The 23329-nt window shown below is 38.8% G+C and carries 21 protein-coding genes; 7 read left to right on the forward strand and 14 right to left on the reverse strand.

What is annotated here, in order from left to right; genetic code table 11:
- Window positions 1–96 precede the first annotated feature (96 nt).
- On the forward strand, window positions 97–1257 hold the full coding sequence (locus CEF22_RS16225) for a LuxR C-terminal-related transcriptional regulator (RefSeq protein WP_100403689.1): 1161 nt from the start codon (window positions 97–99) through the stop codon (window positions 1255–1257).
- A gap of 215 nt (window positions 1258–1472) precedes the next feature.
- On the opposite strand, the gene CEF22_RS16230 is transcribed toward CEF22_RS16225, so the two are convergent.
- Together CEF22_RS16230 and CEF22_RS16235 are read right to left on the reverse strand one after the other, a co-directional pair.
- Window positions 1473–2237 (reverse strand): SDR family NAD(P)-dependent oxidoreductase, encoded by a 765-nt coding sequence (locus tag CEF22_RS16230; RefSeq protein WP_100403690.1) that lies wholly within the window; start codon window positions 2235–2237, stop codon window positions 1473–1475.
- Between the two features lie 349 nt (window positions 2238–2586).
- Complete coding sequence (locus CEF22_RS16235; RefSeq protein WP_100403691.1) at window positions 2587–4257, reverse strand: voltage-gated chloride channel family protein; 1671 nt, start codon at window positions 4255–4257, stop codon at window positions 2587–2589.
- A 114-nt stretch (window positions 4258–4371) separates the two neighbouring features.
- Here CEF22_RS16235 and CEF22_RS18610 point away from each other — a divergent pair, with 114 nt between their 5' ends.
- The 3 genes from CEF22_RS18610 to CEF22_RS16245 all read left to right on the forward strand — a co-directional run bounded on the left by CEF22_RS18610 (window position 4372) and on the right by CEF22_RS16245 (window position 7717).
- Window positions 4372–4542 carry a hypothetical protein gene (locus CEF22_RS18610; RefSeq protein WP_157843256.1) on the forward strand — a complete coding sequence of 57 codons (171 nt, stop codon included), beginning with the start codon at window positions 4372–4374 and terminating at the stop codon, window positions 4540–4542.
- Window positions 4543–4967: 425 nt separating this feature from the next.
- Window positions 4968–6338, forward strand: coding sequence for a sodium/glutamate symporter (locus CEF22_RS16240; protein ID WP_100403692.1), 1371 nt, complete (start codon window positions 4968–4970; stop codon window positions 6336–6338).
- Between the two features lie 122 nt (window positions 6339–6460).
- A complete protein-coding gene (locus CEF22_RS16245) occupies window positions 6461–7717 on the forward strand; it encodes a D-alanyl-D-alanine carboxypeptidase family protein (RefSeq protein WP_198508085.1) in 1257 nt (418 codons plus the stop codon).
- A gap of 111 nt (window positions 7718–7828) precedes the next feature.
- Here CEF22_RS16245 and CEF22_RS16250 read toward each other — a convergent pair whose 3' ends face one another.
- From CEF22_RS16250 to pdxR, 4 genes are all read right to left on the reverse strand, one after another.
- Window positions 7829–9376 (reverse strand): BCCT family transporter, encoded by a 1548-nt coding sequence (locus CEF22_RS16250; protein ID WP_100403694.1) that lies wholly within the window; start codon window positions 9374–9376, stop codon window positions 7829–7831.
- Window positions 9377–9489: 113 nt separating this feature from the next.
- Complete coding sequence (locus CEF22_RS16255) at window positions 9490–11199, reverse strand: M28 family peptidase (RefSeq protein ID WP_157843257.1); 1710 nt, start codon at window positions 11197–11199, stop codon at window positions 9490–9492.
- 19 nt (window positions 11200–11218) lie between these two features.
- The gene (locus CEF22_RS16260; protein ID WP_100403696.1) at window positions 11219–11731 is read right to left on the reverse strand and encodes a GNAT family N-acetyltransferase; all 513 of its coding nucleotides are present in this window, start codon (window positions 11729–11731) and stop codon (window positions 11219–11221) included.
- 346 nt (window positions 11732–12077) lie between these two features.
- Window positions 12078–13508, reverse strand: a complete 1431-nt coding sequence (gene pdxR / locus CEF22_RS16265; protein ID WP_100403697.1) for a MocR-like pyridoxine biosynthesis transcription factor PdxR — start codon at window positions 13506–13508, stop codon at window positions 12078–12080.
- Between the two features lie 125 nt (window positions 13509–13633).
- Between pdxR and CEF22_RS16270 the strand changes: the two genes are divergently transcribed.
- Complete coding sequence (locus CEF22_RS16270; RefSeq protein WP_100403698.1) at window positions 13634–14176, forward strand: pyridoxamine 5'-phosphate oxidase family protein; 543 nt, start codon at window positions 13634–13636, stop codon at window positions 14174–14176.
- Between the two features lie 186 nt (window positions 14177–14362).
- On the opposite strand, the gene CEF22_RS16275 is transcribed toward CEF22_RS16270, so the two are convergent.
- From CEF22_RS16275 to CEF22_RS16300, 6 genes are all read right to left on the reverse strand, one after another.
- Entirely contained in the window at window positions 14363–15091 is a 729-nt protein-coding gene (locus tag CEF22_RS16275) for a Fic family protein (RefSeq protein WP_100404048.1), read from the reverse strand.
- Between the two features lie 145 nt (window positions 15092–15236).
- Entirely contained in the window at window positions 15237–16229 is a 993-nt protein-coding gene (locus CEF22_RS16280) for a sensor histidine kinase (RefSeq protein WP_100403699.1), read from the reverse strand.
- The gene (locus CEF22_RS16285) at window positions 16226–16897 is read right to left on the reverse strand and encodes a response regulator transcription factor (RefSeq protein ID WP_100403700.1); all 672 of its coding nucleotides are present in this window, start codon (window positions 16895–16897) and stop codon (window positions 16226–16228) included. Before CEF22_RS16285 ends, CEF22_RS16280 begins: the two co-directional genes overlap by 4 nt.
- Before the next feature lie 103 nt (window positions 16898–17000).
- Complete coding sequence (locus CEF22_RS16290; protein ID WP_100403701.1) at window positions 17001–17723, reverse strand: amino acid ABC transporter ATP-binding protein; 723 nt, start codon at window positions 17721–17723, stop codon at window positions 17001–17003.
- Window positions 17720–18376 carry an amino acid ABC transporter permease gene (locus tag CEF22_RS16295; RefSeq protein ID WP_100403702.1) on the reverse strand — a complete coding sequence of 219 codons (657 nt, stop codon included), beginning with the start codon at window positions 18374–18376 and terminating at the stop codon, window positions 17720–17722. The genes CEF22_RS16290 and CEF22_RS16295 overlap by 4 nt, the downstream gene beginning before the upstream one ends.
- Window positions 18377–18419: 43 nt before the next feature.
- Window positions 18420–19136 (reverse strand): basic amino acid ABC transporter substrate-binding protein, encoded by a 717-nt coding sequence (locus CEF22_RS16300; RefSeq protein WP_100403703.1) that lies wholly within the window; start codon window positions 19134–19136, stop codon window positions 18420–18422.
- A 215-nt stretch (window positions 19137–19351) separates the two neighbouring features.
- Between CEF22_RS16300 and CEF22_RS16305 the strand changes: the two genes are divergently transcribed.
- Both CEF22_RS16305 and CEF22_RS16310 read left to right on the forward strand, forming a co-directional pair.
- Complete coding sequence (locus CEF22_RS16305; protein ID WP_232726147.1) at window positions 19352–20788, forward strand: alanine/glycine:cation symporter family protein; 1437 nt, start codon at window positions 19352–19354, stop codon at window positions 20786–20788.
- A gap of 132 nt (window positions 20789–20920) precedes the next feature.
- Window positions 20921–21688 (forward strand): gamma-glutamyl-gamma-aminobutyrate hydrolase family protein, encoded by a 768-nt coding sequence (locus tag CEF22_RS16310; protein WP_232726217.1) that lies wholly within the window; start codon window positions 20921–20923, stop codon window positions 21686–21688.
- A gap of 45 nt (window positions 21689–21733) precedes the next feature.
- Here CEF22_RS16310 and CEF22_RS16315 read toward each other — a convergent pair whose 3' ends face one another.
- A complete protein-coding gene (locus CEF22_RS16315; protein ID WP_232726148.1) occupies window positions 21734–22159 on the reverse strand; it encodes a Fic family protein in 426 nt (141 codons plus the stop codon).
- Window positions 22160–22239: 80 nt separating this feature from the next.
- Complete coding sequence (locus tag CEF22_RS16320) at window positions 22240–23127, reverse strand: LysR family transcriptional regulator (protein ID WP_100403706.1); 888 nt, start codon at window positions 23125–23127, stop codon at window positions 22240–22242.
- Between the last annotated feature and the right edge of the window lie 202 nt (window positions 23128–23329).

Raw genomic sequence — 23329 nt, forward strand, 5'->3', positions numbered from 1 at the left:
TTTTTTCATCAAAAGGCTCAATTTCCACCTGATTTATGAAACCGCTTCAATAAATATGTTAAAATCAAATAGATAAATAGGAAGGATATTGATCATATGAAAAGAGTCACCCAACATAACGAAAGAATCTCTGCCAATGATTTATCACTATTTTTACAAAGTCAGTCTACTACAATCGAAAAAAACATTACGACTTTTATTGTCTTCGACGATTCTTTATCCGAAGAAGAGCAAGTCGCTCTTCAAACACTTTCTGATTCACTTTTTCACTCATTTTCAAAAGTTAAACATCATTTATATAGAGAAGAAATCGACCTTTTTTATCAACAGTTTTACGAAATGTGGTTATACCCTAATCTGTCGTTACTAACTAACGCTAGACTTCAAACGTTTTCATTTATATTATGGAAAGCGATGTTGCCATTAATCTTAAAAATGAAAACAAATAAAGTGATGCCTGTTATTAGCTCTATTCAAGAAATTCTCTCACATCTCATGGCAACATATAACGAACAGATTCATTTGTCGAAGGAACAGTCATTATCTCATTCAGGTTTATCTTTGAAACAAACATTTAAACATACGTCACTGATCGAGGAAATCGATGAACTTTTGATTCGCTCGAACGGAATGAATGATCTTATTCATATTTTGAAGCATTGTGAGAAATTGTTAGGATTTAACCGGAGCTCATTTTACTCTTACATTCCTTGGTCTAAAGAGGTACATGGCGTGATTGGAGCAGAACCTGCAAAGATGGAGAGTATTAAAGAACCTTTACATGCCCTTAAACCGCTTGAAACCGCCATGTTGACTAAAAAGCCGGTATTTATAAAGAACCCTTCTCAATATCTTGATGAGAAATATATTAAATGGTTCAATATAAAATCATTTTTCATTATTCCGGTGTTCGACCGGACTTTTTACGGATGGCTCATTTTTGATAATGTCGGTGAAGAATTAGAATTCAAACCTGAAATGATTGATATATTAGAAAAAGTAGGAGATCGGATCGGCATTTATTTAACACGATGTGATAAAGAATTTTCAACGGAGCCCCATCTTCATATAACGGAACGTGAAATGAATGTTCTTCATTTATTAGCAGAAGGATGTAACAATAAAGAAATAGGTGAATTATTACATTTAAGTGAGCATACGGTGAAAGATTATATAAGTAATTTAATGGTCAAATTCGATGCGAAAAACCGAGCACAAATCGTAGCAATCGGCTTCCGAAAAGGCTATGTAAAATAAAGTGAAACTTCAATCAGTGGGGATTTTCTCCATTCCCCACGGATTGTTAGATGAACAGATCGGGCGTTTACGGGCTGTTGATCCCCCACCTACATGCCTGCGCTCCTTCTGCCATGTTGAGGTGGGGGTCTTATAGCCCGTTAATGCGGGATAAATAAGGCTGTCTTAAAAGAGAACTTCCCTTTTAAGACAGCCTACTTAATTTCAAGTTAGTTTTATAGTAAAGGTGTTTTAAAGCTTGTATATCCGTCTTCAACCATGACACATGTACCGTTAATTACATTGGATTCATCAGAAGCTAAAAACGCAACGACGTTGGCAATTTCTTCTGGTTGAGTCAACCCGCGCATTTGCTCACTCACTACCTTGTCCCATACACCTAAATCTTTCAAACCGTGTAACATAGGTGTGTCCACACGACCTGGAGCAATCGCTACTACACGGATCTTATGCTTCGATAGTTCTAAAGCAGCGGATTTCGTCATCATTAGAACCGCACCTTTTGACGCATGGTAAGAGAACGTTAACTCGGCAGCCATCATTGCATACACAGATGCTGTATTAATAATTGTACCCTTTACACCAAGTTCAACCATCTTTTTAGCTGCTGCTAAAATTCCGTAGTATACTCCATTTTGGTTAATGGAAACGACTGGATCGTAATCTTTCTCAGGAACATGCTCTAACAACGGCTTTGGAATAACGATTCCCGCATTATTAAACATAACATCGATTGTTCCGTAAGTATCAACTGTTTTTTGAACTAAATTCTCAACATCGCTATATTTCGATGCATCTGTTTGAACAAATGTTGCTTCCCCACCAGCTTGTTTAACTTCAGCTACTACTTCGTTGCCTTTTTCAACATTAATATCTCCAACGACAACTTTAGCGCCTTCTTTAATCATTTTCAAAACAGATTCTTTGCCGATACCGCCTGTACCACCTGTTACAACGATCACTTTATCTTTTAATCTCATATCTGTTCCCTCCATACACCTTTGTAATTTTAAATACTGATTTATTTTTGTTGACACAATTATTTTATATTAATGCAACGACAAATAACCTCCTAAATAAGGAGGGAAATTCACACAGATTATACGCCCAAAAGTGGGGGATTTCAGATAAAAGAATGGAGCATAGACTTGTTTATACTCAACTGAGACTATACACAGCCAGAATTAATTAAGTTGTTATATAATAGCATCATTCTGCTCGAGTATAAAGAGCGTTTATAAAAAGTTCACAAGTTATTCACAAAAAAACAGATCATCTTCCAATAATATCAAAAAAGCACGATGAACTCATCATCGCGCTTTTTTAATATCACTCTAACCCTTTAATGACTAGTTCTTTAACAGGTAAAAATTGCTCTCCTGTCTCTAAATACTTCACGTTTACTTGATCGCCTTCTTTTAAATAAATGGCGATTGGAGCATTTTCAGAAGAAACGATATAATTTTGACGGTTCTCTAATAAGAAAGAAACGACCGTAAAGTCTCCAGATTTCTCTTTGTAGACTCTTAGAACTTTTCCACTAACTTGTTTTTCCTCTGCTTTCGAGCTGCCATTAACTGCTCCTCCGCCTCTTTGCAACGCTGTTTTATATTGCTTTAATGCATCATTTGGCGTCGTACCCGATACAGAAATCTCTGGGTTAGCAGCAGATACGATAAAGTAATTTTGCAGAAAACCATTAGCATCCAATACAGGTGTTAACCAGCTAGCCTCCCCATAGAAATTATAGAGAATCGGCATTTGTCCTTTCCATTTCTTCTCGATAAATTTCTTCTCAATAATTTGCAAAGCCCCTTGAGAATCCATATATGATTCTTCTAAGTTTCCTGTATAATAAGTAGCCTTGCCTGTTCTCGCATTTGTCAGCGAGTACCCAAGCATAGAGTCCACACCTTCTTTTGGACTCGTGAAGTCAGTAAAGTAATACATCTCACCTTGCTCGTTAAAAATCGGACTGACATTGACCTCTGTTCCTTCATCAGAAGGGAGCTTCACATCTGACTTACCAAATATACTGTTCCAAAATCCATGGACGTAATTTCCGTAATAACTATTTTGTAGACTGACCGTTTCAGGAGAGATCGCCCCATCTATAAAATCGGGAATCTCAGACGGCGAATAAGCGGCCGTTTTGCCCGTTTTCGGATCAACCGATACAATCCCTTTCACCTTAAATCCGTTACGCGCGGAAATAAATTCACCATATGTGCGAATATAATGAGGTTTCCCTTCATCATCAATCTCTAATTGTGGCTCGCCATAAAAAATATACTTCGGATAGTTCATACGAATATGGCGCTCAATATTTTTATTAAAATAGGCCGATGGAGTATAGATCATGTCCGTCTTCACAAACTTAGGATTCGCCGAGGAATCGGTAGCACTGATCGTAAAGTAACCCGGTGTTTTGTCTCCATTCCACCATTTGAAAAATCCCGAAAACTCCACTGGAGCAATATACACATATTCCCCATTTACCTTTTGAATTTGCAGCCTGCCAAGCTCGTAATAACTTGTATTCGGTACTTGACCAAAGGCTTTTTTCATTTTATTTCGTGCAAATTTCGGTGGTACACTTGCCGGTGTTTCTTTTTCATCGAAAGGCTTAATTTCTACCTTCTCTTCCATTTTAGCTACTTCAAATTTTTCATCCGCATTGAATACAAATGCTGTTAAGAAATACATACCGATAATCAAACTGACAGCGAAGATACCCGCTTTAATTAAGCGCTCCGTTCCAGTCGCAAACACCGCTCCAACAGCCGACACAAGTAGCAACAACGGCCAAGTAGCGGCGATACGATGATCGATATTCGTTATGTAATAAAAAGCAAATACGAGCGGCACGAATAAAACAATTGCTCCGATCACTAACCCTTTCACTGGCCGTTTCACTTCTCGTTTATGTTTAGAAATAGGAATAAGAACAAGCCCAGAAACACATCCTACAATAAATGAAAATAAAAGAATACTCCCCATACACAAACTCCCTTCAAAAATGGTCTACCTATACCTACGGACAAAAGGGTGAAAAAGTTTCATTATTAGACAAAATTCGGGGAGTGACAGGCACCTAAAAAAGGAGGTTTTCTAATGGTAATAGTAAATTTTTTGATGAGCTTCATCGCTTCAGCCATTGTGATGAAAGGAAATATAGACTGGCACAAGCGAATTTTATATTTGTCTATTCCTTTGTTTGTGCTATTTATGCTAGGTCAAGCTATGTATATTGTTTATTGTTTGAAAGAGGACAAGTCGTTATGAGCTTGTCCTTTTTAAATACGATCCCAAACACCTGTAATTTCCATTTTATACAAATAAATTAAATTTGTATTGAACCTTAAACTATTTTAAGAGTATAATACATTTTAGTATGTGCTTTAAATGCAATTGTTAGGTATCAAAGAGGCTCTCTCTAAAGCAATATGTAATAATAATGAAGATTCTATTACATATCCTTTTAAGATCCATTCCCCTTTATGGAAAAGCCTCATCCTCTATTAACTGGGTTGATCATTAAGCGATGAACGTCTAAAAACCCGTGGACGATTCTCGTCTATCTCCGCACAACGTGTAATGCAACGCAGTACCCTTAACTTACTAGAGATCGACATCACACCCAACTATTTATTCCGAAGTATCACAACTTCAATTTTTCAACAATTTTCACACATCAAAGGAGGAACTATATGGATAATTTTTCAATTTGGAGTCTCATGTTAGATATTAGTATTATTTCAGGACTATTATTAATCAGCACTATTCTTAGGGCAAAAGTGAAGTGGATACAGTCTTTATTTCTTCCAGCAAGTATGTTGGCTGGATTTTTAGGATTAGGATTAGGTCCAAGTGGCCTCAATATTTTACCTTTCTCAGCGCAAATGTCCACCTACCCAGGCTTGCTCATCGCTGTCATCTTTGCTGCCCTTCCTATAGGTGCCAAAACAGTGAAGATGAAGCATGTACTAGGTCGCGTTCGCAACATGTGGTCTTACTCGATGTTGCTCACTACCCTCATGTGGGGAGGAGGCGCATTATTTGGCCTTATCGTCATTAATCAACTATTCGGTGACTTACACGCTGGATTTGGGTTAATGCTAGGAGCCGGGTTTTTAGGGGGACACGGAACAGCCGCTGCATTAGGAGAAGCATTCAGTGAGCAAGGGTGGGAAGAAGCTCTTACATTAGGAATGACTTCAGCTACTGTCGGGATATTAGTAGCTATTCTTGGCGGCTTATTCATTATTAAACGCCATACTAAAAAAGGACATACAAACTTTATTTCTAGTTTCCACGACCTACCTAATGAATTAAAAACAGGACTAGTTCCAACTCATAACAGAAGCTCTATGGGAGAGGAGACTGTTTCCTCTAACTCTATTGATCCTTTAGTGCTTCATTTATCACTAACGGCTTTTGTTGTTGGTGTAGCTTATTGGCTATCGAATGTCTCACAAGACTTTTTAGGCAACATTGCTCTTCCTTTATTCAGCATCGCCTTCATCGTCGGATTACTTCTACAAACCCTTTTGAGAAAAACGGGTGCTGATCAATATGTAGACCATCACATTATGAACCGAATCGGAGGAAGCGCAACAGACTATCTTGTCGCTTTCGGGATGGCATCGATTAACCTCTCTGTCGTCGTCGATTATGCCGTACCATTAACCTTGCTATTTACCTTTGGGATCGCTTGGGCGTATATGATCTTCCGCTTCATCGGGCCAAACATCTTTCAGCACTACTGGTTTGAAAAATCATTGTTCGGTTGGGGATGGAGCACCGGAACCGTGGCAATGGGCCTCGCCCTTTTACGCATTGTCGATCCTAAGCTCAAAAGCAAGACGATGGACGATTACGCCATTGCTTACTTAGGGATGATCCCTGTCGAAATGACGATTATTTCTATGGCCCCTATCCTCTACATGAGCGGATTGCCTTGGGTGTTTCCAACAACCTTATTACTTGTAGGAATTGCTATTATTGCTGTCTATCGATTAAAAGGATGGTGGGGGCAATCAGCAACTACCACTTCCGAAGTCTTGAAAAAGAATGCTTAAACTAACTAAACGGCGCCAAGATACGGTGCCGTTTAGTTGTTTTGTTTTCCTTAAACCATTTAGAACAATGCACATATGTTATAATGGTTTTTGCTAAATACATAGAAAAGGAGAGCCTCCTAATGAACGAACATCTCAGAAGATGGACAGCCATCTTAGTATGCATAACCTTCATGATTTTGATGTTACCACAACCATCACTCGCAAAAACTCCAGTTGACCTTAATGCAAAAGCCGCTATTTTAGTTGATGCTAAAACCGGAAAAATCCTTTATGAAAAAAATGCTGAGCAATCCCTTCCTGTTGCCAGTATGTCAAAAATGATGACACAATATGTCGTACTCAACCAAATAAAAGAGAAGAAACTTTCATGGGATGATGTGTATAAAGCCCATGAAATCGATCAACTGTTATCGACAAAGCCAGGATTAAGCAATATCCCCCTCTATCAAGGTGAAGAATATACGTTTAAAGAATTATATGACTCGATGATGATTGTCTCCGCCAATGCTTCAAGTCGGGCACTTGGCGAAATGGCCGGAAAAACAGATAAGCAATTCGTACAAATGATGAATGAACAAGCAAAACAACTAAAGCTCCATGATTCTTACTTTGTGAATACATCGGGATTAAATAATGAAGATATTCATCCATATGAAGTAAAAGGCACAAACCCAACAGATGAGAACCATATGTCAGCAAAGGATCTTGCTCTGCTCGCCTACCACTTAACAAAAGAGTTCCCAGAAGAACTTGCTGTGGAGACAACTGAGACGAAGTCTTTCTACATAACAGACAATTTAGTCATTGATATGGTGAACACGAACGAGATGCTACCAAGTGGGAAATATCCGTATGAAGGCATTCTCGGAATGAAAACTGGCATGAACAAAGCAGCAGGACACGGCTTCACTGGACACGCGAAACGAGGCGACATCGAACTTATTTCTGTCGTGATCGGCGGACAAACAAAAGATGGGCAGCCAAGTTCAAAAGCACGGTTTATGGAAACGCAAAAACTGCTCGACTACGGCTTTGAACAATGGGAATGCCAATCTGTAGACCCGGCTGACTACGTGCAACAACCAAACGTCGAAAAAGGTAAACAAGAAACGATCGCCATCGACACGACTAATAAATCTTGTATGATGATCCCAAAAGTAGCTGACCAACAGCCTAAAGGAAAACTACATCTAAATGAAGAAAGCATGCAAGCACCGATTGAAAAAGGAAAAAAACTCGGCACAATGGAACTCACGGGGCCAACTGAACAATACTTAACATCAGAACTGAAGAAACAAGCTACGGTCAATATCGTCGCTAAAGAATCCGTTGAGAAAGAAAATTGGTTTATATTATTGTGGAAGTCGATTTTTTAAACGAGAAATAAAAAGAAATCCACAAGCCCTATACGAAAAACTTGTGGATTTCTTTTTTGTTTATTACCTATTTGTATATGAGACATGCTCTAACAACTTAACTAATCCGTATTATTGGCTTTGTCTCGATTTCTCTTCTAACCGTCGAAACCTTCTTATATCCGCTTTTTTAATCGGCAAAGGCTCTTTTCCAAGTAATTTCGTAATAGCGATCATTAACAATAATAAAATGATTGTAAAAGGCAAGGCTGAAACGAGGGAAGCTGTTTGTAAAGCTTCCAGACCACCTGCATACAATAACACTGCTGAAATAGCTGCAATCAAAATCCCCCATACCACCTTCGCAAACATCGGTGGTGTTAAGCTTCCTTTTGTCGTCATACTAGCTAAAATATAACTAGCTGAATCCGCCGACGTAATAATAAAGGTGAAAATAAGCAAAATGGAAAGTACCGAAATCAGCCCTGTTAATGGCACGTATTCAAATGTTTGAAAAAGAGCAGAAGATAAATCGGCATTCACCGCTTCAGCAATCGATGTATTCTCATATAAATCATGCCATAATGCGGTTCCTCCAAAGGCAGCAATCCACAGGCAAGCAATTAATGGAGGGACGACCATCACCCCTACAATAAACTGACGAATCGTTCTTCCCCTAGATACCCGTGCAACAAAAGCTCCAACGAAAGGCGACCAAGCAATCGCCCACGCCCAATAAAAAATCGTCCAATCTCTCACCCAAGTCCCGCCTTGATATGGCTGCAACCGTAAACTATATTCGATGAAACGCCCTAAATAATCACCAATTCCGAGCGTAAACGTTTCTAAAATAAACACTGTTGGACCTGTAAAGAAAACGAATAATAAAAGGCCAATTGCTAACCCTAAATTCAAGTTACTCAAATATCGAATCCCTTTTTTCAATCCGGTTGTTGAAGACAACATATATGTCGCAAACATGATTAAAATAACGATGAGCTGAGTGGTCATTGAATGCTCCGTCCCAAATACAGCATTCATACCACCATTGATTTGTAAAACCCCCAAACCTAAAGAAGTAGCCACTCCCATCACCGTCGCGATGACAGCAAGTGAATCAATTGTATGCTTCACAATCGGATTATGACCGGTGACAGGCTCTAGCGCCGTTGAAACAAGTCCATCTTTTTGTTTGCGAAATTGCAAAAATCCGATTACCAAGCCTACAATTGTGAAAACTGACCATTGACTCACTCCCCAATGAAAGAAGGAATAACCCATTGCTAAACGAGCGGCCTCCTGCGTTTGCTGCTCCACTCCGGCAAACGGAGTCGAGAAAAAGTGACTCATCGGCTCAGCCACACCCCAGAATACTAACCCAGCGCCAAACCCAGCCGAAAAAAGCATACCAATCCACGTAAAGAACGGAAATTCCGGTTTCTCCTCTTGTCCTCCTAAACGAATATTTCCATACTTGCTCATCGCAAGCCCGATAAGAAAAACAACCATAACAAAAACAGCTAATAAATAAAACCATCCAAAATTCATCGTCGTCATCGTAAACAATTCACCAGCCACGTCTCCAAATCTCGTTGGAACCAAACTTCCAAGCAAAACGAAAACACAAATCATTGAAGCTGATATAACAAATACAGGATTTTTCCAAACCTTATGAAACATATTTACCTCCTTTATGATATGTAAAACAGTACCCTTTTATGGATAAGTTAAACACAAAATAGAAATATCAAAAAAAGACCACTTCTCCTCTTTGGAAAGAAATGGCCTTCTTTTTAAAGTAAATGCATCGTTTTTCCAACAATCATCACAATCCCAATCAAAAGTAAACTACAAGATAATCCAGCGGTCACTTTTAATCGCAATGTAACGATGATTGGCACGATAAAAGCACTTAATAATGCCGTGAGAACTAATAAGACACTAATGTATTCTATCGTTACTAATATATATACTACATACAGAGCAGGCACAGTGATCAAGATCGCTAATGCTGCAAAGGCAATCGTAATGGAATAGCCCTTGATGGAAACCGCATTCTTTAAAAGAAAAAGTAGATTCATGCCCATTAACCCGAATAATAATGGCCATGCAAAAATATAGCTTGATCCGGGATATTGAAAGCTGGCATAGATAACAAGAATAAGCCAACCAAGCCAAGCACCCATTGTGAGATTAAAGAAATTGATTTTTTTCCCTACGAATTGATTGATTAAAGCAATGATCGAAAATACAATGAAAATCAAGCCAATAAACATCGGATGACTAATGCTCATTTCAGACTGAATCATCCACACGTTCTCTGAGAAAATATTGGTTAATACCGTTTTAGCTAGTTCACCAATTTCATAACTTAATAATAATGAAAGAATAAAGAGAATAAGCCCAGCAACCGTCCCCAAGATCGTTAGCTTCTTTCGTTTATACCCATGAACAAACGTAAAAATAAAACCTATAATTAAAAATACCATCAGGGGAATAACAAGCTTTTCCGAATAAGTAACAACCTTATGCCCGATCACATTAAAGAATATGTTGTTCCCATCATCTTCCGCCACTAAGTTCATATTCCCAAAGTGCCGAACTAAAGAAAGCATATTCTCCCCATGATGCTGCAAGCTGTTTACACTTAAGTTCTCTACCGTATCATTTGGAGTGTGGTAATGTTTTAATCCCTCAACAAAAGCAAAATTTAAGCCGTACATCCCCCCATTCTTAAATACAGTAAAGTCGGTTTTGTTCGGCAATTGCTGATATAAATCGTATAGAAAGGAATGAGCAATTGGGTTGGGAGCTCCTTTAATAAATTCAGATATGATTCGTTCGTTTCCCTCATTCGTTTCAAACAAGATGGAAGGGCCCATACTGCCACGCGCCTCAAAATTCAACGCTACTCCGACATCTTTTGCCCAAGGATGAAACTTCACAAATGCTTTTGCCCCAAGCAACCCAACTTCTTCCCCATCAGAGATTAAAATAATGACATCATTTTTGAGAGGTTCAGACTTCACTAAAATTCTGACTGTTTCTAAAATAGAAGCAACAGCGGAACCCGCATCCGCTGCACCCGGACCTTCTGGGACAGAATCATAATGCGTAGCAATCATCACTGCGCTTGAAGAGTCTTCTCCCGGTATTCTGGCAATAATATTCTCTACTTTATCCGGTCCTTCGATTTTTTGGATTTCAGGAGACACCCCTAAGTTCGTCAAAGATGCCATTAAATAATCTCTCACTCGATCATGCTCTTTAGATCCCAGCGGACGTGGTTTCACCGCAAACTCCTTTAAATCCTCCAACGCCCGTCCAGCCGAAAATTCTTCAAAGTCCGCTTCTTTAGGAACAACTTCTGGCGAACGGAACTGTAGAAAACTAAGCCATACAGCCGCAGAAATCACTAATAGTAATACAATAAGGACACTTCCATTTTTTACAAATGATCCACTATTCAAAATCGGAAGCCTCTCAACAGCTTCTGGTTCCATGTCGGTCCTCATAGCCCGTTCAGACATTTGCAAGATCTCTCACAATAATATAAGAATTTTGGTTCGTTTCGCTCTCAATCCGGAATCCATATCTGTCTAACAGCGCAATCCATTTTGTATTGTCTTTAGAAACTTCCGCTTTACAGAACTTCATCCCCGCCTCCTGTAAAAACTCAATGCCAAATTTAATGAAAGTAACAATCGTATATCCCCCACGGTAGGATGGTAATAATCCGATCGTGCTACAAAATGCCGTCTTCGTTGTAAAATCATTCGCATAAACTGAAAGAAGCCCCACATCTAAACCTTCCTTCATCAACACAAAGTTATAAGCATGCTCAGTCAGCTTTTCCGCATACATATGTAGCATTTCCTCTGAATCAGTTGGAAATAAAAACTCTGACTCGATATTTTTGAGCAACTCAACAATTCTTTCCACAGAAGAAGCTTCCCTACGAAGCATACGTAACTCAAGACCCTTTCTTTGAAAAGTTGTTTGATACTTATCAACAGCACTTACTCCAACAACCATTTATTTATACCCCCTTAAATTTCTCTTCCCTAACTTTAGTGAAAACGAATCCTATTGTTTCTATTTCTTTACAAATTCTTTATTATGTTTATTTTAGTTCTTTATAAAGAACAAATCAAGTGGTTTATTGTTTCTCATTGCCAACAAAAAAGACTGTAGGTAAACTTATTGTTGTCGAGTTTATCTAACAGCCCGAAAAAAGCAACACTGATTTTACTAGCCTTAACATGAGTATGGGTACTTTGCCTATAGTAATGTCCGAATATTACGATAAAAGTGAGGATGACAATTATATAAGTGAGTATAAATTGTCCAGTTGCAAACTAGAGCAACTTATATGATGGGATCATCTAATAATGTTAGATAATTGATTAATGCCACGCATAATCGTCTCTTCATTTACTTTAGAATACCCCAACACCCACCCCTTTCGTTCGCTTTCCAAACAGTAAGAGCTGAGAGGATAGACACGTACCCCGTTCTCTAATACTTTATTTGTCATTTCTTCTTCATTAAAATCTTCACCGGCTTCCAGTAACATATGCAGACCAGTTTCCACGCCTTTGACTGAAAACACTTCTTCTAATTTGGTTGAAGCAATCGCTTTTATCATAGCCTCATGCCTGCGCCGGTAGATATTTCTGACTCGTCTCATATGTCGCATGAAATGGCCATGCTCGATAAAATGAGCAAGGGTTAACTGCTCCATGATGGGAAGATGCCGGGAAGTGAGTTTTTGGACGCGAGCTAATTGGGCTATTGCTTCAACTGGCCCAATAATGGCTGAAATACGAATTCCTGGAGCGATCATTTTGGAAAAGCTCATCAGATAGATTGTGTGCTCAGGCTCTTGGCTAAATAATGTCGGAAGCGGCTCACCACTATGTCTAAATTCGCCATCATAGTCGTCTTCTATAATCCAAGCTTCGTTGCGAATGGCCAGTTCAAATAATTGTCTTCTCCGCTTAACAGACATGATCACACCGGTTGCAGACTGGTGGGAAGGTGTAACAAAGATAAGTTTAGATTGTTTTGGAATGCATTCGACAACTATACCTTGTTCATCGACTTGGACAGGCACGACATTTCTGTTTCGGTACATCATTGTCAGCCAAGCAGGAGGAAATCCTGGATCCTCGACAGCTACTGTGTCCCTCTCCAAGAGAAGTCCTTGCGAGATTAAGTCTATGCTTTGCTGAGCACCGGATGTTAGTAAGATCTGTTCAATATCAACATGGATTCCCCTTGAAACTGATAAAAAATTTTGGATTTGGTATCGTAAAGGTTCATAGCCGAAAGAGTTTCCATACGTCCAGCAGGACAAGCCGGCTTTGTCCGACGCTTGGAGAAATGATTGCCTCCATTTTTTCAGAAATAAAGAATCTAGGTAAGGTTCATGGGGGGAAAAATCGATATCGACATCGTTATTCCTTTTTCCCTCGGACCAATCATGGAATCTGCCTACTGCTTCTTCTAAAGCAGGAAAGGATGGTGGAGTCAAGTGATGGAGCCTTCTTTGTTCCTTTGATATGATGGGCTGACTCCAGTCGCTTACCCGTGTCCCTCCACGGCGCGACGTAACAGTATAACCTCTACTAAACAACTCTTCATACACTGTCTGTACCGTTGAGCGAGCGACTCCTAATTGCTGTGCTAATTCGCGAGTCGGGGGCAGCCGATAACCAGCTTTCCATTTTCCACTCGTAATATTGTGAACAGCTTGATTAAGCAGCTGTTTCCAAATTGGCTTATCATCGTGTCGATCTATTTTCATCACTACGCGTTGCACCCCTTTATGGACTGATAAAAACCTACAGTTTTGGATATATCATACCATTCCAATTATTGCTATACTACAAGCGAATTGAAAAAATATGCTTATGCTTAAGGAGTGATTTCGAATTGAATTCAGTGAGTTATAAGGTTCGTGAGTGTAAGGATCAGAAAAAAATCGAGGATTTTCTACGCACTTCCAGAATTGGCCACCTTGGTCTATCAGATGGAAAACATCCATATGTAGTTCCTCTAAATTATGTGTGGTTGAATGACAAGATTTATTTTCATGGCGCCGGAGAGGGAAGAAGGAACCAGATCATGAAGGAAAATTCTGAAGTTTGTTTCACAGTATGCGCAGAATATGGAACCATTACCGATCCCGTTCCAGCAAAGACAGATACAGCTTATATGAGTGTCATGCTTTTCGGGGAAGCGGAGCCTATCATGGATTTAAAAGAAGCGACAAGTATTTTGCAGGAGATGATGGATAAATACGTCCCGGGTTACTATAACCGTCCACTTTCTAAACAACATGTTGATAAGTATAGATCATCCGTTTATGGATCGGCAGTCCAAGTTTACAGAATCAACCCGCACCATCTAACAGCAAAAGAAAGTCCAATTGAAGAGGAAAAAATGTTTAAGCCCAATTACCTTTCGGGTGATTGACCGGATGAGAGAGTAAATTCAACTTTTAGGCAGGATATTGAAACCTGCACAGATAGGAATCAGGATGATCACAAAGAAACTAAAGAATCTATCGAAGACTCTTACTCCAGAGTATTTGAACTGATTGAAACAGCAAAAAATACTGGAGAAATTATTGTAAATCCCGCATGATGAATGCGGGATTTGTTAATTTAGTGCACCTAAGTATAGATCAAGTGAATCATTGACTTCCTTTTTGACCAGATCAATAAAGTCTGAATGGTCCTCTACTGTATGAGCTTTATCCAACGCTTCATAATAAGCTAGACGATTCTCTACTTTGATAATGACTGGAGGAAAGCCCTCTTTCATTAACTCTAAGTTTAACAGTAATCGTGATGTGCGACCGTTTCCATCAATGAACGGATGAATACCGACGAAAATAGCATGAAGCATAGCCCCACGTGTAACAGGATGCAAATGCTGACCCTCTGATTCATACCATTCCATCAAGCTCTCCATCTGTTCTTTAATTAAGTAATGGGCTGGAGGAGTATGCTTCGCACCAGCAATAAACACTTGTTGATCACGATAAACTCCCGCATATTCATCGTCGATTCCTTTTAACACAAGACGATGTAAGCCTTTAATTTGCCATTCCGACAACTCTTCAGCACATTGAACAATCTCCTCGACATAGCGAATCGCCTCTCGATGGTTAATAACTTCTAAATGCTCTCGCATCGTTTTGCCACCGACCGTAATTCCTTCTAATACAACTTTTGTCTCGTTCAACGTCAACGTATTACCTTCAATAGCATTTGTATTATATGTCCACTCTAGCAGAAGCTTCTCCCGTAAACTTTTCACCATATATTTCGGCAATGGTCGTAACGCATCTAATTGAGCTTTCTTGCGATCTATTTGTTCAAACATCGGCTTCACCTCTCTCCCCCTTTATTATAACCTTTCATTCAGTCTTTTACCTGATTGTTAAGGCTTTTGACAGGGAGGTGGAAACAATACTTACAAACATTTACCAATTACGATGAAGAGATGCAATGTCAGCAGAATTGCCTCCTCAATTTTCCAGCGGAAGAAACACGTTAAAGCTGACCCCTGAATCTGTATTTCTTGCCTCGATGTCCCCGTTGTGAAACTGAATAATTTTCTTTGTGATAAATAAACCAAGACCAAATTTTCCGCTCCTTCCTTTGTAAAAATGATTAAATAATTGCTCCAGCGTTTTATCTTCAATTGACGGCCCGTCATTTTCAAAGGATATTCTTACATATTCAACCCCTTCATGCCTTACAGTATGTGTTGCTATCCAAATAGTCGATGCCGCATACCTTATATTGTTTTCAAGTATATTTTCAAAAGCGACAATTAGTTCCTCTTCATTCCCCCAAAGTTCTATCTTCTGTAATTTTGTTTGGATTTTTATATGATTTTGGTTTAGCGAAAACCTTATGTTTAGATTTTGTAAAATAAGGCTTATATTCATTTTTTTAAATTCATTCTTTTTTTGAAGAATATAGTCCAAACTATTTAAGTATAATAATTTTTCTACTTTACATTCTAAGTTTGCAGCCTCTTTTATGATAATTGAAACTGTATCCTCAAAAGAATTGTGGAGATAGATTTTATCTTGCAGAGCTTGCGCGTAGCTTCTTATTACCATGATAGGTGTTTTAAGATCATGGGAAACACTCTGTAAAAAAACTTCTTCTTCTAGCTCCATCTTTTTCAACGATTCCTGCATCATATTAATAGATGCTGCTAATTTGCCAAACTCATCTCCCCTGTCTAGAGTGATTGGTTCCCCCCATTCTTTGTCTGCGATTTTCTTCACTCTTTTCTCTAAATAACGTAAAGGCTCTGTTATTTTGTTAGAAATAATTTTAGCGATGCAAATATTTACAATAGACAAAATAACAAGAAATCGAATTAAGTTTCCCAACAAATCTATAGATATATAGTTAACTAGCACAAGAGCGGTAATCAGCGTGATAAACACAAGAAAGCCTGTCATCATCACCCAAATTTGCAACCCAAAAGGTTTATCTTTCATTGTTTTACTAACCGATATCCGTAGCCATAGACTGTTTCTATGGGAATATTCTGTATCTTCTTGCGCAAACGGCGGACTGTATCGTCTACCACTCGGTCTGAACCGAAATAATTCTTGTCCCACAGGTGGTCAAGAACTTGTTCCCTTGAAAAGACTTGGTTTGCATTATCTATAAAGAATAATAGCAGTTCAAATTCCTTGCTAGATAAAGATAATGAAACATCATTATAAGAAACTGTGTAATTTTCACGATTAATGACATAATCATTGATTTTAATTATTTTATGATGAGTATGTTTCGATCCATAGGTTAACTCGATTAATTTATTTGTCTTAATAACTAATTCTCTTGGCAAAAATGGCTTGGAGATATAATCGTCGCATCCAAGTTCTAGGCCTACTACTCGATCAATTTCCTGATTTTTAGCAGAAATAAATATGATAGGGGTGTGCGGATGGACCTTTTTAATTTCTTTAAATAAAGTGTAACCAGTCGTATCTGGTAGCATAATATCCAAAATCCACAAATCTGGCGGCGAATGTAGTTTATGTTGCACAGACATCCCATCTAAAAAGCCTTCCACTACATATCCTTCTCTCTCTAAATAGGTCTTCAAAATTGAATTTAAATCTTCATTATCTTCAACTAGATATATTACATTAGGCATACAGAACCACTCCTTCGCATCATATAATGATTTATTATACAAGAAGAAAAGCCAAAAAGGCCCCCTGAACTCGTCCATTTCAGGGGCCTTTTGAAAATATCACTCACAAGACCATTTTTATAAATTCTCGTGTTCTCTCTTGTTTGGCCTGTAAAAACAATTCGTTCGGCCGGCCTTCTTCTAGAATAGAACCGCCGTCCATAAACAAAATGCGATCGGCTACTTCCCTTGCAAACCCCATTTCATGAGTTACTATAACCATTGTCATGCCTTCTCTAGCTAAGTCTTTCATTACTTGTAAAACCTCTCCTACCATTTCAGGGTCAAGAGCGGATGTCGGCTCATCGAACAGCATCACTTCCGGCTCCATAGCCAAAGCTCTTGCTATGGCAACTCGCTGCTGCTGTCCTCCAGAAAGGTTGTGGGAATGCTGATCGGCTTTTTCCGATAACCCGACTTTTTCCAAAAGCCTCATGCCATGTTGCTCCGCTTCCTCCTTGGTGTACTTTTTTATTTTTAGAAGAGCAAGTGTAATATTTTCTAAGGCTGTTTTATGCGGAAAGAGGTTGAAATGCTGAAATACCATCCCGACATTTTGCCGGATTGCATTTATGTTCTCTTGTTGATCTATAATATTTTTCTCATTGATCCAAACCTCGCCCGACGTTGGTTCTTCCAACCTATTTAAACAGCGTAAAAAGGTGGATTTTCCTGAACCGGAAGGCCCAATAATACAGACAACCTCTTGCTTATGAATCTCAACATTAATGTTTTTAAGAACTTGTGTACTTCCAAATGATTTACATAGATTGTTCACTTTAATCATACAGCAGACAACCGCCTTTCAACCCAATGAGAAAACCAAGTAAGAACATTGATGATTACCCAGTACATGACTCCGACGGCAGCTAAAAACTCAAATGCTTTGAAATTGACAGCATAAATCGTCTGGGCAGAGTATGTCAGTTCTGCTATACCAATCGTAGCAAGAAGAGAAGTGTCTTTAATGCTAATAATAAACTGGTTCACAAAGGCGGGTATCATTCTTTTGATCGCTTGCGGCAGAATGATATAGCGCATTGTTTGCCCGTGAGTAAAGCCAAGGGCTCTCCCAGCTTCAAACTGTCCCCTGTCGATTGACTCAATTCCCGCACGGAATATTTCAACAAGATAGGCACCTGCATGAAGACTAAGTACAAAGATGCCAGCAGTGATCGGATTGGTAGCCCGGCCGAAAATAAGGGGGAACAAACCAAAGTAGAAAAAAATAATTTGTACATAAAGGGGTGTTCCCCGGATAATACTGACATAAATTTTAGCTGGTACTTGTAAATATGTTTTCTTTGATACACGCATTATTCCAAAGAAAAGACCAAGGGTTGTTGCCAAGAGCAGAGACAAAATGGCGAGTTCGATAGTTTTCTGTACTCCTTGCAAAAGGAGAGGCATCGAATCTGCAATCAAATTTAAAATTTCCATTCTCTACTTCCTTTCCTGAGAGCTAGATGTAAGAGGCCCCTCTTTACTTGGAACCAAAATACTTGTCATAAATAGCTTGATATTCACCATTCTCCTTCATTTCTTTTAAATGTTTATTAAATTTCTTCACGATGTCTTCATTGCCTTTAGCAAAGGCAATGCCATAGTTCTCACCTGTCAATTTATCTCCTATAATTTCTAGGTCACCAGCAGTCCCTGAATTGATTTTCTCTACTACAAATGGAAAATCATTGACGAGGGCATCGGCGCCTCCTTTTTCTACATCCATGTAAAGAGTCGGTTCATCCTCCAAAATTTTCACATTTGCTCCATGCTTGGCTGCAAGCTCTTGTGCCTTTTCAAGACCGGATGTTCCTTGCTTTGCTACAATCGTCTTTCCTTTAATGTCTTCAACTTTTTTGATAGCGCTTCCTTTTTTTACAACAAGAACGAGACCGGAATCAAAATAAGGTTCTGTGAAGTCTACGACTGCTTTGCGGTCATCACGAATTGTAATAGCCGCGGCGGCGCCATCAATTTGTTTTGATTGAAGTGCAGGAATAATGCCGTTGAATTTCATCTCTTTCCATTCAACTTGAAAGTTTGCTTTTTTTGCGAGTTCCTCAACAATCTCAATATCAAATCCTACTAGCTCCCCATTCTTTTTTTCACTAAAGGCCCCTCCATCCGGTGCAGTAGCGAATACTAGAGAACTTTTCTCTTCAGATCCGCTTGTCTCCTGTGAAGCACAACCTACCATACTGAGAACCACCACACTCACAACGACTGACAACAACAACTTCTTTAAACTTTTGATAAAAAGCCCCCCCTATAAATATTTTTTGAATTATTGTAATTTTAAAAAAATAATGTAAAATAAATTTCAAGCAAATGTGTGAAATTGCGTAAATCTTATGGTTTCTTTCACATACATGAAGCTGACTTCTCTATTAAATAAAGAAAGGAGAGACTCTCTTGCTTGAAAAGATAATTGCTACTGTAGGGAACTTTTTATGGGACTCTCCGCTAGTTTTTGCTATTCTTCTCACCGGTTTTTACTACACAGTTGAAAACGGTTTATTTCAATTTAGGTATACCATACATATTTTCCGCCAATTGCTGCACAGCATAACTTATAGCAAAACATTTCAGCACTGCAAAGGAATGCTCCCCTCCTTTGAGGCAGCAGCTATAACTATCGGCAGTACAGTCGGGATCGGTAGCATAGGTGGAGTAGCTACAGCTATAGCCATTGGGGGCCCCGGAGCAATCTTTTGGATGTGGGTTGCTGCATTTGTAGGCATGATGGTGAAAATGGCAGAAGTGACGCTTGCCGTTCACTATAGAACGGAAGATGAAGAAGGAAATGTATATGGAAGCCCTATTTTATATATTGAAAAAGGGATCGGTACGGAAATGAATTTTAAAAAGTGGAGGGTTCCGGCAGCCTTATTTGGGATTGGCATTATTTCAACCGTTTTTATTTCCATCCAAAACTATGTAGCCTCTCACGCCATCAGTTCAACATTTGAACAGAATATTTTTGTTGTCTCCTTTCTCTATGCTTCATCCGTATTTTTGGTAATTAGACGAGGGCTTGGGTATTTGGGGAAAGTGTCCAAGTTCATTGTACCGGTAATGTCCTTGTCCTATATCACTTTAGTTCTGATGATCATTGTGACACATGTTGACATGATCCTGCCGGCCATTGAATTAATCATAGAAGATGCTTTTTTTGGCACTGCGGCTATTGGGGGATTTGCAGGAGCTACTGTATTTCAAGCCATTACGATGGGGGTCACGCAGGCTGTTTCCAGCGGAGAATTCGGCTGGGGAACTTCCCCCATTATCCACTCCACGGCTAAAGTAGATCATCCTGTCAAACAGGGATTATGGGGTTGCTTTGAGGTGTTCTTCACTACCATTATTCTTTGCACCCTAACCGCCATCGTTATTATAGTATCCGGAGAATGGGTTTCTGGAGGTTCAGGGATCGAATTGGCCTTACATTCCTTTGAATCCATACTTGGCATGCCAGGAAGATATATGGTAACCATTTTGCTTTTCTTCTTTGCTTTTACTACATCAGTCGGCTATTACTTTTATAGCGAGGTGATCGTCGGGCACTTGCTACGGAAAACACCGTCGCTAAAAAGCATCTTATTAAAGTATCTCAAATTTTTCTATGCGTTTCCTGAATTCGTGTTCGTTGCCTATGTAACCGCTTTTCGTTTTCCCGACAAATATATTTGGTTAATGTCTAACATCACCACAGCTATTCCAACGATTATTAACATTTTTGTTTTATTAGTGTTAAGCCATCAATTCAAGAAACTCTTATTGGATTACAAAGCAAGATACATGAAGGCCGAAGAAGTAGATGAAGAAATCCCCCTTTTCCATGACCATTAACAAAAGAAGTCTAATGAATCATGTGATAGGTATCGTAAATTATGGAAGAGATCACATATTTTCTTGGTTTTTCTGCTGAAATCTTTACGTATACTGTCATGAAACAATATATGTGAAGGAGAAATGTCAGTGATGAAACCGCTCATTGGGTGTACCACTTATTATGTCAGCGCTTTCGAGGAAAACAAATTAAGGTTCAGTGTGGCGCAGGATCATTTCATGTCCGCACTTGATGATCCCCTTAGCATCCAAAAAGGAGGCGGCGTTCCAATAGCTATCCCCCTTATTGATGATGAGGATTACATTGAGTCCATAGTAGATCATCTCGATGGCCTTTTGCTCACCGGAGGAAGCGATATCAACCCTCAGTTATATGGTCAGCCTTATAAAAAAGGACTTGGGGACATTAACCCATTGAGAGACGCATTTGAAATGAAGTTACTTGAAAAGGCCATCAAAAAGCAAATACCAATCCTAGGCATTTGCCGAGGATTACAGCTTTTAAACATTTTTTTTGGCGGCACGTTAATCCAAGACATGGATCAGCATCATCAAACAGATCTTAACCACGCAGGTTACATGGGGCCTAGATGGAATATTGCACACAAAGTAAAGCTGGCCAAGGGTTCAGTGTTTTATCATTGCTTCGAAAAAGAAGAAATAGAGGTTAATAGCTTTCATCACCAAATTATAGACACCCTTGGTCAAGGGCTCGAAATCACAGCCTTATCAGAGGACGAGGTCGTCGAGGGAATTGTTCACAAAGACTACCCTTTTGTCGTCGCAGTTCAATGGCACCCAGAGATGATGTTCGAAGTCCATCAGGAACAACTAAAACTTTTTAAGCTATTCGTCGATTATTGCAAACGCAGCAAAGCCAAAGAATTTATTGGTTCATAAAACAAGTACGTGAACCTCTTGATTCATGCGATTCTTATCATTCAGCTAGTAAGGAATCATTCCAAGAGCCCAATTTGGAAACATTTTGGGCTCTCTTATATGAGCTTTATCCAACGCTTCATAATAAGCTAGACGATTCTCTACTTTGATAATGACTGGAGGGAAGCCTCCTTTCATTAACTCTGAATTTAACAATAATCGTGATGTACGACCGTTTCCATCAATGAACGGATGAATACCGATGAAAATAGCATGAAGCATAGTCCCTCGTGTAACAGGATGCAAATGCTGACCCTCTGATTCATACCATTCCATCAAGCTCTCCATCTGTTCTTTAATTAAGTAATGGGCTGGAGGAGTATGCTTCGCACCAGCAATAAACACTTGTTGATCACGATAAACTCCCGCATATTCATCGTCGATTCCTTTTAACACAAGACGATGTAAGCCTTTAATTTGCCATTCCGACAACTCTTCAGCACATTGAACAATCTCCTCGACATAGCGAATCGCCTCTCTTAATGAACTTACATTTCTTATTTTTATGCGTACTATAATTTAAGCGATGTATCCTTTAACTGATTCATAAAAATATGTGTAGCAGCACATAGATACTTGTCTTTTCTGTAGACGATTCCTATTTCCCGAGTAAGACTAGAGTTCGGAATTGGAATAATTCTTATATTAGGATTGTTAAGGTACTCTAGGTAGGGTTTAGGTAATATAGTTACCCCTACTCCTTTAATAACCATATTAATTAAAGACTCCATTGTCGTAATTTCAAAGACTGGTTCAGGAACAAACCCTAATTCCTTACAACCTTTATTAATAAGTTGTCTTATAAAATAGTTTTCTGGAAGTAAGATGGAAGTTGTTGCTTGCAATGCTTCTAATCCTAACATATCTTGTTTCTCTAACGGATGTCCAATAGGTACTGCAAATGCCATTTCCTCTGTATATAAAGAAATTTGTTCTAATTCATCTCCTTTCATAGGCAAAAAAACAATTCCTAAATCTAACTTATTTTCTAACAAGCATTGACGAATGTCCCCCGTGCGTAGCCCAAGTACAGTTATCTTAATACCGGGGTATAGACGATGAAAATTAAGTAAGACAGGTGGAATAAGATAATTTTCAACTGTTAACAATGTGCCGATAGAAATTGTTCCCCTTTCAAGCCCATTCAATTCATTTATTGAAGTTTTTGCTTGTTCTAATTCGTAAAAAACATTGCTAGTATACTTTAAAAGTAGTTTTCCTGACTCTGTAAGAGCCGTCTTTTTACCAATTCGATCAAATAAAGGTGTTCCGAGTTCATGTTCTAACAACCGAATTTGTTGGCTTAAAGAAGGTTGAGAAATGCCAACCTTTTCTGCAGCTCTTGTAAAGTGAAGTTCTTGGCATACTGCATAAAAATATTCAAGTTGTCTTAATTCCATTTCAAGGCCTCCAATCTAAATGATTCGTGAATTTTTTCCTATATAACCTAACAATCTGTATTTATCAGGATTACATCATAGGTTATACCTATTATTATCATATAAATAATTGAATTGAACTATTAATCGAACTATTTTAAACTTTTAATTAAATAAAGCCCCATTTTTTTAAATTCCTTCATTTAAAGAGTGGGCAACTTTT

The organism is Bacillus sp. FJAT-42315 (assembly GCF_002797375.1).
Classification (GTDB): Bacteria; Bacillota; Bacilli; order Bacillales; family Domibacillaceae; genus Bacillus_CE.